This window comes from Candidatus Brocadiaceae bacterium (genome assembly GCA_012728835.1).
In the GTDB taxonomy this organism is placed as follows: Bacteria; Planctomycetota; Brocadiia; order SM23-32; family SM23-32; genus JAAYEJ01.
The window spans coordinates 77483-91313 of the sequence record JAAYEJ010000045.1 but is presented as its reverse complement, the minus strand read 5'-3'; the positions used below and the strand labels follow the sequence as shown (position 1 = coordinate 91313).

10 protein-coding genes are annotated in these 13831 nt (G+C 69.4%); 4 read left to right on the top strand and 6 right to left on the bottom strand.

Annotation, left to right across the window (positions count from 1 at the left end):
- Window positions 1-23: 23 nt before the first annotated feature.
- The 3 genes from nadA to GXY85_07190 form a co-directional block, all read right to left on the bottom strand.
- Entirely contained in the window at window positions 24-947 is a 924-nt protein-coding gene (gene nadA, locus GXY85_07200) for a quinolinate synthase NadA (protein NLW50618.1), read from the bottom strand.
- A gap of 55 nt (window positions 948-1002) precedes the next feature.
- Entirely contained in the window at window positions 1003-2274 is a 1272-nt protein-coding gene (gene thiC / locus GXY85_07195) for a phosphomethylpyrimidine synthase ThiC (protein NLW50617.1), read from the bottom strand.
- A gap of 157 nt (window positions 2275-2431) precedes the next feature.
- Window positions 2432-3829 carry a threonine synthase gene (locus GXY85_07190; protein NLW50616.1) on the bottom strand — a complete coding sequence of 466 codons (1398 nt, stop codon included), beginning with the start codon at window positions 3827-3829 and terminating at the stop codon, window positions 2432-2434.
- Between the two features lie 148 nt (window positions 3830-3977).
- Between GXY85_07190 and GXY85_07185 the strand changes: the two genes are divergently transcribed.
- Window positions 3978-4652, top strand: coding sequence for an HAD hydrolase-like protein (locus GXY85_07185; protein NLW50615.1), 675 nt, complete (start codon window positions 3978-3980; stop codon window positions 4650-4652).
- Entirely contained in the window at window positions 4649-5233 is a 585-nt protein-coding gene (locus tag GXY85_07180) for a MarC family protein (protein ID NLW50614.1), read from the top strand. The genes GXY85_07185 and GXY85_07180 overlap by 4 nt, the downstream gene beginning before the upstream one ends.
- A 222-nt stretch (window positions 5234-5455) precedes the next feature.
- On the opposite strand, the gene tadA (GXY85_07175) is transcribed toward GXY85_07180, so the two are convergent.
- The 3 genes from tadA (GXY85_07175) to tadA (GXY85_07165) form a co-directional block, all read right to left on the bottom strand.
- Window positions 5456-7183: a Flp pilus assembly complex ATPase component TadA gene (gene tadA / locus GXY85_07175; protein NLW50613.1), complete on the bottom strand. Its 1728-nt coding sequence runs from the start codon at window positions 7181-7183 to the stop codon at window positions 5456-5458.
- A 38-nt stretch (window positions 7184-7221) separates the two neighbouring features.
- Window positions 7222-8286, bottom strand: a complete 1065-nt coding sequence (locus GXY85_07170) for a PilT/PilU family type 4a pilus ATPase (GenBank protein NLW50612.1) — start codon at window positions 8284-8286, stop codon at window positions 7222-7224.
- Window positions 8287-8378: 92 nt separating this feature from the next.
- Window positions 8379-10073: a Flp pilus assembly complex ATPase component TadA gene (tadA, locus tag GXY85_07165; GenBank protein ID NLW50611.1), complete on the bottom strand. Its 1695-nt coding sequence runs from the start codon at window positions 10071-10073 to the stop codon at window positions 8379-8381.
- Between the two features lie 226 nt (window positions 10074-10299).
- On the opposite strand from tadA (GXY85_07165), the gene lptB reads away from it, so the two are divergent.
- Together lptB and GXY85_07155 are read left to right on the top strand one after the other, a co-directional pair.
- Window positions 10300-11094, top strand: coding sequence for an LPS export ABC transporter ATP-binding protein (lptB, locus tag GXY85_07160; GenBank protein NLW50610.1), 795 nt, complete (start codon window positions 10300-10302; stop codon window positions 11092-11094).
- Window positions 11095-11131: 37 nt separating this feature from the next.
- Window positions 11132-11971 (top strand): hypothetical protein, encoded by an 840-nt coding sequence (locus GXY85_07155; protein ID NLW50609.1) that lies wholly within the window; start codon window positions 11132-11134, stop codon window positions 11969-11971.
- Window positions 11972-13831 lie beyond the last annotated feature (1860 nt).

Genomic DNA, 13831 nt, shown 5'->3' with positions numbered 1-13831 from the left:
TCGAGCGGCCGGGCGGCGGGCATCTACCGGACTTCCAGCATGCGGTTCAGCGCGGCGGCCGCCTTCTCCCGCACGGGTTCGGGCACCCGGATGACGTTGCTCATGCGGTCGAGGGCCCGGCGGACGGATGTCAGCGTGGTCAGGTGCATGGACGCGCAGACGCTCCCGGTCGAGAAGAACTCCTTCTGCGGATTGCGGTCCAGCAGGGTCTGGACGAACCCCTCTTCGGTGGCGACGATGAACGAGTCCTTCTCCGATTCGGCCGCGTAGCGAAGCATCTGGGAGGTGCTGCCGACGAAATCCGCCAGACGTCGCACGGCGGGATTGCACTCCGGATGGGCCATGGCGACGGCGTGCGGGTGGAGGCGCTTCAGCTCGCGCACGGTGCCCGTGCTGATGTTGGGATCGTGCACGTAGCAGTGCCCGTCCCAGGGGATGATGTGCTTATCGGTCTGTTCGGCCACGTATGAGGCCAGGTTGCGGTCCGGGACGAACAGGATGTGTTCGTGGGGGAGGGACTCGACGACGGCGACCGCGTTGGCGGAGGTGCAGCAGATGTCGGATTCCGCCTTGACCTCGGCGGAGGTGTTGACGTAGCTGACCACGGCGGTGTTGGCGGGGAGTTCGCCGCGTCTGCGCCGGATCAGTTCCGCGCCGGCCATCTCGGCCAGGCCGCATCCCGCCGCCGGCTCGGGCAGCAGAACGGTGCGCGTGGGGTTGACGATGGCGGCCGTCTCGGCCATGAAGCGCACGCCACAGAAGACGATGACGTCCGCACTCGTCTCGGCAGCGATCCGGCTCAGCTCCAGGGAGTCGCCGGTGTAGTCGGCCATGTGCTGGACCGACGGCCGCTGGTAGTAGTGCGCGAGGATGACGGCGTTGCGCGTGTGCCGCAGCTCGGCGATCTCTTCCCTGAGAACCGAGACATCCGTGTCGAAGCTCCCCATATGTCCTCCCCGGCAGCCCGGGGGATTCGCGCCCCCGTCCGCCCGAACGGCGCCCTCAGCCCTCTGTCCGCCTGCCGAGGTCGTCCATGTAGAGTTTGACGGCGCAGAACTCGCCGCACATGGAGCAGCGGTCTTCCTTCTTCTCGCCGGCCAGCATCTCGGAGAACCGGTCGGGGCTCAGCGCATGCTCGGCCATGGCGCTCCAGTCGCGTGCGGCGCGGGCCCGGGCCATGGCGCCGTCCCACTCGCGGGCGCCTCGGACGCCCTTGGCCACGTCTGCGACGTGGGCCGCGATGCGGGCCGTCGTCACGCCCTGGGCCACGTCCTCGGGGCCCGGCAGCCCCACGTGTTCCTTCGGCGTGACGTAGCAGAGGAAGTCGGCCCCATGGGCGCCCGCCAGCGCGCCGCCGATGGCGGCCACCACGTGGTCGAAGCCGGGCGCCACGTCCGTCGGCAGCGGGCCGAGCACGTAGAACGGCGCTCCGGCGCACCGTTCCTTGGCCAGGCGCACGTTCCGCTCGATCTCGTTCAACGGGACGTGTCCCGGCCCCTCGACCATGACCTGCACGCCCGCCTCGCGGCAGCGCTGAGTCAGCTCGCCCAGCACGGACAGCTCGTGAAGCTGGGCCTCATCGGTCGCGTCTTCGATGCAGCCGGGCCGAAGGCCGTCGCCCAGGCTGATCGTCACGTCGTGCGCACGGGCGATCGCCAGGACGTCGTCGAACTGCTCGTACAGGAAGCTCTCCCGTCCGTGCGCGGCCATCCATTTGAGCAGGAAGACGCCGCCCCGGCTGACGGCGCCCATTACGCGGCGTTCGACCAGCGGCATGGCGGCCCGCCGGACGCCCGCATGCACGGTGGCGAAGTCCACGCCGCCGGCCGCGTGCCGTTCGAATGCCCTCAGGTAGCCGGCGGCGGTCAGCTTCTCCGGCCCGCCGGCTTCGATGGCGGCCTGGTAGATGGGCACCGTGCCCAGCGGCACCGGGCAGTGCGCCGCCACCGCATCCCGCACGGCGTCCAGATCGCTGCCCGTGCTCAGGTCCATGACGGCATCGGCGCCGGCTTCGACGGCGCGCCGGAGCTTCTCCAGCTCCCCCGCCATGCTCCCACCGTCCGGCGAGGTGCCGATGTTGGCATTCACCTTCGTGCGGAGCCCTGCGCCGATGGGCACCGCGCGGAGGCCGGGTCGGGCGACGTTGGCCGGCAGGACCACGGAACCGTCCGCGATCCGCCGGCGCAGTTCCTCCGCCTCCAGGCCCTCGGCGGCGGCGGCCTCGCGCATGAGGGGGGTGATCCGGCCGTCTCTGGCAGTCTGAAGCTGTGTCATAATGATACTGCTCCGCAATCCGGCCGGTCGCCGGCCGTCCGCAGGCCGATTCGAGAGTGGACACACGGCGGATGCCGGCCCGAGGCGATTATACTGCCCGAGTCCGGCACGCGCAAAGGGACCGCGCGCGCACCGAGTCCTGGCCAGCTGCGCCCTCTCACGCCAGGGCGCTGAGGATGGCCCGACGGACGGCCTCCGGGTCGTTGGGGAGCACAGCGCAGCGCGTCGGCCGGTCCATGAGGGCGTCGATGGCCGGGTGAGGCGCCGGGTCCCGGCCCGTGGCCCGGCGAATGGCGTCCGGGAACTTGGCCGGATGGGCCGTGCCGACGCAGACGATGGGGCTGCCGGCATCCTGCCGCGCGGCGATGCGCCGCGCGGCGACCGCCACGCCGACGGCCGTGTGCGGGTCCAGCAGGTAGCCGTGGTCCCGGTGCCAGCGGCGGATCGTGTCCAGGCAGTCGTCCATGGTGCATGAATCCGCAACGAACTCCGCATCGACGACGCCGTCCGGCCCGGGATCGATGGCCAGGGCGCCCGAGCGTGCGAACTCCTGCATCAGCGTGCGGAGCCGGCCGGCGTCGCGTCCGACCCGGTGATAGAGGTAGCGCTCGAAGTTGCTGGAGACCTGGATGTCCATCGCCGGGGCCAGGGTTCTGTGGAGCGCGCCGCGTTCGTAGCGTCCGGTGCGGAAGAAGCCGGCCAGGATGTCGTTCTCGTTCGTGGCCAGGATCAGGCGTTCGATGGGGAGGCCCATGCGCAGGGCGTACCAGGCCGCCAGGATGTCGCCGAAGTTGCCCGTCGGCACGCAGAAGCGGACGCGGTCGGCGCCGGTGGCCGCACAGGTGTCGAAGCAGGCGCGGAAGTAGTACACGATCTGTGCCAGCACGCGCGCCCAGTTGATGGAGTTGACGGCCCCGAGCGAGGCGGCCGCCTTGAACTCGAGGTCCGAGGCGAGCGTCTTCACGATGGCCTGGCAGTCGTCGAAGATGCCCTCGATCGCGATGTTGTGGACGTTCTCGTCCAGGACCGTCGTCATCTGACGTTCCTGAATCGGCGAGACGCGTCCGTGCGGGTGCAGGATGAAGATGTCGATGCCCGGGCGGCCGCGGCAGCCGTAGATGGCGGCGCTGCCGGTGTCGCCGCTGGTGGCGCACAGGATGTTCAGACGGCGGCCCGTGCGGCCGAGGATATGCGAGAACAGGTTGCCCAGGAACTGCAGCGCGACGTCCTTGAAGGCCAGCGTCGGCCCGTGGAACAGCTCCAGCACGTGCAGCGGGCCCGCCTGCACCGTGGGCGCAACCGGCCCGCCGTATGATGCCCCGTAGGTCGCCTCGACCAGCGTGCGCAGTCCCTCGTCCGGCACATCCGTGGCGTACAGGCGCATGACCTCGAACGCGAGGGCGGGATAGTCCAGCGCCCGCCAGTCGTCGAGGCGGTCGGAAACGTCGGGGATGGACTCCGGGATCAGCAGGCCGCCGTCGTCAGCCAGCCCCATCAGCACAGCCGGCTGGAAGGCGATCGGCGCCACGCCGCCGCGTGTGGAGACGTATCGCATGCTGCGGTCCTTACGCAGGATAGGGGCCGGAACATTATCCGCAAATGCGGCCCTTCCTGCAAGTGTCGCATGCACGTGCATCGGCCCGCGGGTGCGCGTATGCTGTGGTGGCCGCGACGGTGAGATGGGGATCACGGACAGGAGCGTCATGACGCGCAGGGGACTTGCCATATTCGACCTGGACGGCACGCTTTTCCGGGCGGACGTCGTGACGGTGCCGGCCGTGCAGCGCACCTTCGAGGCGCACGGCCTGCCGGCGCCGCCTCCCGAGGCGATCCGGCCGTTCATCGGCCGGCCGACGCCCGAACTGCACGCCTGGCTGTGCTCCCTGGCCGGGCCGGACCTCGGCCCGCGCATCGCGGCGGAGGTGGACGACCGCGAGACCGCTCTGGTCACCGAGGCCGGCGGGCTGTACCCGGGCGTGCCGGAGGTCCTCGCTGCCCTCCGCGCGCAGGGCACGACGCTGGCCATCTGCACGAACGGCCCGAAGCCCTACGTGGACGCCGTCGTCGACGGGTTCGGTTTGCGGCCGTTCTTCAGCGCAATCCGTCACCTGGAGCGCGACGGCGACAGCAAGGCATCCATGATCCGTGAACTGCTCGTGCGCCTGCCCGCTCGCCCGGCCGTGATGGTCGGCGACCGCGAGATCGACGTGGACGCGGCGCACGCCGGCGGTCTGCCCGCCATCGGCGTCACCTACGGCATGGGCACCGCCGCGGATCTGTCGGCCGCCGATGCCCTGGCGCAGAGCGCGTGCGAGTTGCCGGGGCTGATCGCGCGGCTGCTGGACGTGGAGGCGCCGGAAGGGGAGGGGCGGCCGTGAGGGACTTCTGGCTCTGCTTCGTTCCGCTGTTCGTGGCCGTGGACGCCATGGGCGTGACGCCGATGTTCGTGGGGCTGACGGAGGGGCTGAGCGGGCCGCGCCTGCATCGGATCATCCTGCAATCGCTGGTGGTCGCCCTGGCCGTGGGGCTGCTGTTCCTGGCCGTGGGCAAGGCGGTGCTCGCGCTGCTGGGAGTCTCGATCGCCGACTTCATGGTGGCCGGCGGCACGCTGCTGTTCGTGCTGTCCGTGCGCGACCTGGTGACGGTGGAGAAGACGGAGCGGCAGGTCGATCCGGACAGCCTGGGGGCCGTGCCGCTCGGGGTACCGCTCATCGCAGGGCCGGCCGTCCTGACAACGTCCCTGCTGCTGCTGAATCAGCACGGGATCGTGCCGACGGCCGCGGCGCTGACGGTGAACGTGCTGATCGCCGGGGGGCTGTTCTGGGTCTCGCCGGGGCTGAACCGGGTGCTGGGCAAGGCGGGCTCGAAGGCCCTCTCGAAGCTGGCCAGCCTGCTCCTGGCGGCCATCGGCGTCATGATCGTGCGCCGCGGCATCGAGATGCTTCTCGCCGGCGCGTGAGCGGGCCATCGACAGGTGGAGGCAGCACGGGCTCGGGTGGTAGAACGGCATCGTTTCCCGTGAAGGTGGATTCGATGGCTGCTTACTCCGACATAGTGAAGAGACGCGAAGCGATCCTCCGTATCGCCGCCACGCACGGCGCCCGCGACGTGCGCGTCTTTGGGGCCGTCGTTCGGGGCGAATCTGAGGATGCCAGCGATCTGGATCTCCTCGTGCCGCCGGTTACTCGGCGATGGTGGAGCGGGAGATCTCCTCGATGGTGGTCTGGCCGTCGTAGATGGCCAGCAGGCCGCTCTGGCGCAGGGAGCGGCAGCCGGTGCGGCGGGCGGCCGAGCGGATCTCCTGCGTCGAGGCGCCCGAGAGCATCATCTCGCGCAGCTCGTCGTTGATGACGAGCACCTCGAAGACCCCCATACGGCCGTAGTAGCCGATGTTGTTGCACCGGTCGCAGCCGCGGCCGCGGTAGAACTTCTTGCCTTTGACGTCTTCGGGGCGCACACCGATGGACAGGATGGCGTCGGGCGTCGGCTCGTACTCCTCGCGGCAGTTGGCGCAGATGCGGCGCACGAGGCGCTGGGCGATGATGCCCTCGAGTGTGGCGTTGATCAGGTAGGGCTCCAGGCCCAGGTCGATCAGACGCGTGATGGCCGTCGGGGCGTCGTTGGTGTGGAGGGTGCTGAAGACGAGGTGGCCGGTCAGCGAGGCCTGGATGGCCATTTCGCCGGTTTCGCGGTCGCGGATCTCGCCGACGAGGATCACGTCGGGATCCTGGCGCAGGAAGAAGCGCATGGCCGTGGCGAACTCCACGCCGATCTCGGGGTGGACCTCCATCTGCATGATCCCCTCGATGTCGTATTCGACGGGATCTTCGGCCGTGATGATCTTCGTGCCGATGTCGTTGCGCTCCTTGAGCGCCGCGTAGAGTGTGGTGGTCTTCCCGGAGCCGGTGGGGCCGGTGCACAGGACGATGCCGTGCGGCCGGTTGACCAGCGCCATCAGGCCGTCCATGTCGATGCGCCGCAGGCCCAGCTCGTTGACGTCCAGCGCGACCATGCGGCGGTCCAGCACGCGCAGCACGACGCTTTCGCCGAACATCGTGGGCAGGGTGGAGACACGCAGGTCGACCGGGCTGCCGAGGATGTTCAGCTCGATCCGGCCGTCCTGAGGGACGCGCCGCTCGGCGATGTCCATGGAGCCGGTCATGACCTTGATACGGCTGGTGATGGCCACGTGGAGGTGCTTGGGAGGGGGCACCATTTCGTAGAGGACGCCGTCGACGCGGTAGCGGACCTTGAACTCGTCCTCGAACGGCTCGAAGTGGATGTCGCTGGCGCGGTCCTGGATGGCCTGCAGGAGGATCAGGTTCAGGAGCCGAATCACGGGCGCGATGTTGGCCATTTCCTCGAGGCTTTCCAGCTCGATGGACTGGCTCGTGTCGGGCAGGTCCTGGAACGCCTCCTCGACGTCTTCCTGGAGCTGGCTCAGGACGTCGGAGACGTTCTCCTGCGTGTCGTAGTACTTCCTCATCGCGCGGTCGACGGAGGCGGGGGTCGCCACGGCGCCGCGCAGGTCACAGTTGAGCAGGAAGCGCAGGTCGTCCAGGGTCTTCAGGTGTGTCGGGTCGGCCAGGGCGACGGTGAGCACGCCGTCGCGGAAGCGGACGGGCACGACCTTGTAGACCTGGGCGACCGAGGGGGAGACGCGGCTGATGACCTCGGCGGGGATGTCCAGGTCATCCAGTTCGACCACTTCCATGCCGGCCTGGCTGGCCAGCGCAAGGGTCAGGTCGTCCCGCGTGATGTAGCCGCGCTCGACAAGGACCTCGCCGATGGCGCCGCCGGACTGCTTCTGGATGGCGAGCGCTTCCTGAATCTGGCTCTCGGTGACCAGGTTCATCTCTTTCAGGATCCGGCCCAGCAGCTTCCTGCGTCTCTCGCGGTCTTGCGCCATTGCTTGTTTCCACCCCAACGGGTTACCTGAGCGGGATGTCAGACCTCCAGGGCCTTGAGGCTGTTGGAGACCTCCTCCGGGTAGCGGCAGCGGGTCAGCACGTCGGTGCGCTCGATGATGCCTTCCTTGTAGAGCTGCAGCAGGTGATCGTCGAGCAGCTGCATGCCCCGGTCGCGGCCCGTCTGGATCGTCGAGTCGATGCGGAACGTCTTGTTGTCGCGGATCAGGTGGCGCACGGCGTTGGTGACCAGCAGCACTTCGTAGGCGGCCACCATGCCTCCGCCGAGGCGCGGCACGAGCGTCTGCGCCAGCACGGCCAGCAGGCTGTTGGCGAGCTGGATGCGGATCTGCGCCTGCTGCTGGGGCGGGAACTCGTCGATGATCCGCTCGACGGTGCTCTGTGCGCTCTGCGTGTGGACGGTCGACAGGACCAGGTGGCCGGTTTCGGCGGCGCTGATGGCCAGGCGGGTGCTGTCCAGGTCCCGCATCTCGCCGACCAGGATCACGTCCGGCGACTCCCGCAGGGCGCGGCGCAGGGCCTCGCCGAATGCCGGCACGTCCACGCCCACCTCGCGCTGGCTGACGATGCTCTTGCGATGCGGGTGCCGGTACTCGATCGGGTCCTCGATCGTCAGGATGTGCACCTTGCGGTTGTTGTTGATGTGGTCCACCATCGTGGCCAGCGTCGTGGTCTTGCCGCTGCCGGTCGGGCCGGTGACCAGGACCAGGCCGCGGGGGCGGAACAGCAACTCCTGCACGACGGGGCCGAGCCCCAGTTCGCTGAAGGTCCGGATCTTCGAGGGGATCATCCGCAGGACGATGGCGATGCGACCCTGCTGACGGAAGGCACCGACGCGGAAGGCGGCCTTGTCCTGGAAGTTGAAGCCGAAGTCGGCCGACCCCATCTCCTGCAGTTCCTGCTGATACCGTTCGGAGGCGATGGACTTGACCAGCCCGGTCGTGTCTTCGCTGGTCAGCGTCTGGGTTGCCAGGGGCTCCAGGGCTCCGTTCAAGCGCAGCATCGGCGGCCGGCCGACGGTCAGCACGATGTCCTCGGCCTCGCGCTTGATGGCGGTGGACAGCAGCTTGTCAATCTGGATCATAGTCGGCGAACACCTGGACTGAAGGTACCATTACGAGCACCGGCAGGACCCTCCCGCCGGCGCCGTGCGACCCGTTCGGCGCCGACCGGCTCCTATTCCACGCCTCCGGCGACGCGCAGGATTTCGTCGATCGTCGTGACGCCCTGGATGACCTTGCGCAGCCCGTCTTCCATCAGGGTCAGCATGCCGAAGGAGCGGGCCTTCTCGCGGATCTCGCCCGTGGCGGCCTTGGCGAACGTCAGGTTGCGCAGGTCCGCGTTCATTTCCATGAGTTCGAAGATGCCCAGCCGGCCGTGATAGCCGGACCCGTTGCAGCGGTTGCAGCCGGCGCCGCGGTAGAGGGTGATGCCTTCGACGCTCTCCGGATCGAGCCCGACGGCCCGGAGCTGGCGTTCGGGATACTCGTACGGCTCCTTGCAGTTCGTGCAGATCGTCCGGATCAGCCGCTGGGCCATGATGGCCTGCACGGACGAGGCGACCATGTAGGGCTTGATCCCCATGTCGATCAGACGGGGGATGGCGCTGGGGGCGTCGTTCGTGTGGAGGGTGCTGAAGACAAGGTGGCCGGTCAGGGCCGCCCGGACGGCGATCTCGGCGGTCTCCTCGTCGCGGATCTCCCCGACCAGGATGATCTCCGGCGCCTGCCGGAGCATGGCGCGCAGGATGACCGGGAACGTGCGGTTGATGTCCGTCTGGACCTGGGACTGGTTGATGCCGGGGAACGTGTACTCGATCGGGTCCTCGGCGGTGATGATCTTCGTGTCCGGACGGTTCAGTTCGTTCAGGGCGCTGTAGAGCGTCGTCGTCTTGCCGCTGCCGGTCGGGCCCGTGACCAGGAAGATGCCGTTCGGCCGCCGGATGATGCGCTCGAAGTGTTCCAGGTCGGACGGGTGGAAGCCCAGCTCCACGAGGCTGACGCGCGCGGCCTCCTTGCTCAGGATACGCATGACGATGCTCTCGCCGTCCGTCGTGGGGATGTCGCTCACACGCAGGTCGAGCGACTGCCCGTTGATGACCAGCGGGATACGGCCGTCCTGCGGCTTCCGCTTCTCGGCCAGGTCCATGCCGGCCATCAGCTTCAGGCGGGCGATGATCGAGTTCTGCAGGCGCTTCGGGGGCGACTCCACCTCCTGGCAGACGCCGTCGATGCGGTAGCGGACGCGCAGGCGGTTGGTCATCGGCTCCACGTGGATGTCGCTGGCGCGCGCCTGGACGGCGTCGCTGACGATCAGGAACACCAGGCGCACCAGCGGGGCGTCATCGCCCTCGTCGCCGATCATCTGGGTCGTCCCGTTCTCGGCGACCGCCTCGCCCTCGGTGAACTCCCGCAGCATGTTGTCCATCGTGGACTCTTCGCCGCCGTAGAAGCGCTCGATCGCGTCCTTGATGTCGTCGGCGGCCGCCAGGACCGGCTTGACGTCCATGTTCAGGATGAACTTCAGGTTGTCGATCGCGCACAGGTCCAGGTCGTCCATGGCGACCACGATCGCGTTGCCTGTCTTCTTCAGCGGCAGGATCCCGTGCATCCGGGCGGTGTTGCGCGGGACGGCGTCGACGGCCTCCACCTCGGGCCGGACCTTGTTCAGGTCCACCACGCGCACGTCGAACTGCTCGCCGACGCACTTGAGGACGTCGGTTGCGGTGACGTATCCGAATCGGACCAGGATCTCGCCCAGCCGCAGCTTCTCGCCCGACTTCTGCTGATACTCCAGAGCCCGCTGGATCTGCTCCTTCTCTACAAGGCCCTTTTCCAACAGCAGCTGCCCGATGGGTTTGCGAGTGGCCATAGGCGGAGTTCCCCATGCTCTCAAGTTCTGAACCCCGGCGATTATAGTGAAAGGCCCCCGCGTTTGCAAGAACTCCCGGCCCCCCAACCCGTTGGCCCCGGGGCGGTTAGCCGCCCACGGCCGACGCCCGGCCGACGCCCCCGGCCCGTTGAACGCCGCGCCCCGTCGCGATAGAATAGGGTCTCCGTTATGCCCGCGCACCTCGCACCCTGGGTTGCGAATGCCGATGCTGTTCGAGGCCCGAGAACTCGTCAAACACTACAGCCGCCGCGCCGTGGTCGACCACGTCAGCTTCAACGTCGACGACGGCGAGTCGGTGGGCATGCTCGGGCCGAACGGCGCGGGCAAGACGACGGCCTTCCGCATGTGCATCGGCCTGGTGCGCCCGGCCGGCGGAACCGTCTTCTTCCAGGGCACCGACGTCACCCGCCTGCCCATGTACCGCCGGGCGCGCCTCGGCATGAGCTACCTGGCCCAGGAGCCGAGCCTCTTCCAGAACATGAGCGTGGCCGAGAACCTGCTGGCCGTCATGGAGATGCAGGGGCGTGGAGCGGCCGAGCGCCGAACCAAGACCGACGAGATGCTCGAGGAGTTCGGCCTGGAGCACCTGTGCGACCAGCCCGCCTACAGCCTCAGCGGCGGCGAGCGCCGCCGGCTCGAGATCGCCCGCGCGCTCTGCGGCGACCCGAAGATCATCCTCCTGGACGAACCGTTCACCGGCGTGGACCCCATCGCCGTCGGGGAGGTCCAGGACCTCGTCGTCGGCCTCAAATACCGGGGCATCGGCGTCCTGATCACCGATCATAACGTGCTCGAGGCCCTGCGCATCACCGACCGCGCCTACATCCTCAGCGAGGGCAAGATCGTCACTCAGGGCACGGCGCAGGAGATTCTGGAAGACCCGATCGCCCGCCAAAGCTACCTGGGAGACCGCATCCGCGCCGAACACATCGACCTGCAGCCGCGCCGGGAGCCGCCGGCCCCAGCGGCCGAAGACACCGAGGGCCCCGTGGAGTCCTGAAGTGCCCCGTCCTTCGACCGGGAGGGGAGCCCCGATCGTGTCACATCCTTCGCCCCGCAGCCGGTTCCTGCTCCGGAGCTTCGCCGTCACCATCGGCGGCGTGTGCGCCATCGCCGTGGCCGCAGCTGTCTGGACCTGGGCCACAACCGTCACCCACGTGGTCGTCTACCGGCTGGAGACCCCCGAGGCCGCCCCGTCGCCGGACGCCCTGAACCGCACGGTCGAGATCGTCTCGAACCGCCTGAAGGCCCTCCGGACCGACCTGGAACTGGGCCGCTGCGCCGTGCGCGCCCTGCCGCCCGATCGCCTCGAGTTCTCCGTGCGGTGCCGCCAGAGCCCCGACTACGCCCTGGCATGGCTCGCCATGCAGGGGCGCGCCGAGTTCCGCCTCCGGCACCCCGACGCGCAGGTCGTCGACGGCCCGGAGAGGCTGCCGGACGGCTACGAGGTGAAGGTTTACACCGAACGCCGCCACATCCTGACCCGCCTGAACGAGCTGAAGGCCGTCCCGCATCACTACGCCGTGCTGCGCGAGCCGGTCATGGCCGTGGACGGGTTCCGGCACGTGGGGTTCGACACCGTCGGCGCGCAGCGGGCCGTCCTGCTGACGTTCGAGTTCCACCAGGAGGACGAACGGCGGTTTGCGGCGGTGACGGCCCTGCACGCGGGCCGGCAGATGGCCATGTTGATCGACGGCGAGATGTTCTTCCCGCCCGCCCCGATCCGCGAGGCCATTGCCGGCGGACGCGTGCAGATCCAGGGCTTCTTCCTCAAACGGCCCATGCGCCGCCTGGCCCGGCTGCTCGAGTGCGGCAGCCTGCCCGGCCGCCTGGTCCGCGTGGAGCCCAGCCCCTCACAGCAGAAAGGAAACGAATGATGACCCGCCCCATGGGGTGTCTGCTCGCCCTGGTGTCCTGCCTTGTGCTGATGCCGCCGGCCCGGCCGGCCTGCGCCGACCCGGCGGAGGGCCCCCAGCCCGCCCGACGGGGCCTGATCCGCCAGGGCGCCTACCTGGTCTGCACGGACGACAACGGGGGCGTGCACATCGTCTTCGACAGCAAGCCCCTCCTGCACAACATGGGCATCTTCTGCGGCCTCAACGGCTTCACGACCTTCCGGGACCTGGTCGACAAGCGCGCCGAGCGTGCGCCGGGCGCCGTGACCTTCACGGGCCGTGTGCGCGGCTCCCAGGTCGCCTTCGAACAGAGGATAGACATCGACGGCGACCGTATCCGCGTGCGCATCCGCCGCACGGGCGACTGGCCGGAGGGCGTCTGGGGCAACTTCCAGGTGCTCCTGCCGGTCGAGCGGTTTGGCGGCGCCCGCGGCCGCGCCGACGGGCGGGAGTTCGCCTACCCGCTCGAATACTCCCCCGAGAACCGCTTCCCGAGCGGCATGACCCGCCTCGAATGCCGCCCCGACCACCCGTCGCTGAACGTGACCTTCGAATGCGCCGACGGCATCACGCTCGGCGACCAGCGGCGATACCGGACCCCGGCCTACGTCGTCGGCATGGGCCTGCCCAGGGGCGAGCGCGAGACGACCGAGTTCTTCATCACGCTGCCCCGGCCGGCCGAGACGCCGCCCGGCCGGGCCGTGCGCTGGTGCCGCATCGGCTACCCGGTCGCGGGCGAGAAGGCCGTCATGCTCGAATGGGCCGAGGGCGATCCGCGCCCCGCCGACGAGGTGCGCCTGGAGGACGGCCAGGGGCGGGTCGTCAAGCACGGCCGCTTCGGCCCCACGCAGACCTCCACAGTGGCCCAGGGCGCGTACGCCGCGTTCGACTTCACGGACGTGCGCACGCCCGGCGACTACCGCGTCGTCTGGTCCGGCGGCGCCACCGACTACTTCCCGATCCGGACGAGCATCTTCGAGGACCGCCTCTATGAGGCGACGCTGGACTGCGCCCTCCCGTTCTTCATGTGCCATGCCGCCGTCGACCTGGGCCCGGCCGTGACCGGCCACGGGGCCTGCCACGTGGACGACGCGGTCGTGGCGCCGCACAACCACGTGGGCCCCGACGGCTTCCGGTCCCACAGCCCCGGGCCGGCGCCCCACCGGCCGGGCGAACACGTGCCCCTGGACCTGGGCGGATGGCACGACGCCGGCGACTGCGACCTGAACGTGCACGCGCAGGGGTTCGTCGTCTGGATGCTGTCGCTGGCCTACGAGGAATTCGGGATCGACCGCGATGCGGCCACGCTGGACGTGGCGGCGCGTACCTTCACGGCCGCCCGCCCGGACGGCACGCCGGACGTGCTTCAGCAGGTCGAGTGGGGCGCCCTCTGGCTGCTCAGCGTGCAGCAGCCGGACGGGCTCGTCTACGGCGGGGTCTGCGCCGAGACACCCCAGCGCAGCGGACGGGTCCTGGAGGCGCTCACCGACGGCCGCCCGGGCACGGGCGACGAACGCCTCCTGTACGTGGACTACCATGCGGACGTACAGCTTGTGCAGGCCATGTCGCTCGCGGCGGCCGGCCGGGTGCTGCGTGCCGTCCGCCCCGAGCTGGCCGAGCGCTGCCTGGCGGCCGCCCGCGCCGCGTTCGACTACTTCCGCACGCACGAGCCCGTCTACCGGGCCGGCACCGGCTACTGCGCCTCGGAGGCGTACGGCCGCGAGCCCGACGGCACGGCCATCGCCGCCGCCATCGAGCTGTACCTGACCACCGGCCAGGAGGCGTATCTGGACGTCGTGCGCGAGCTGGCCCCCTCCCTGCCCGAGCTGACCTTCGAGTGGC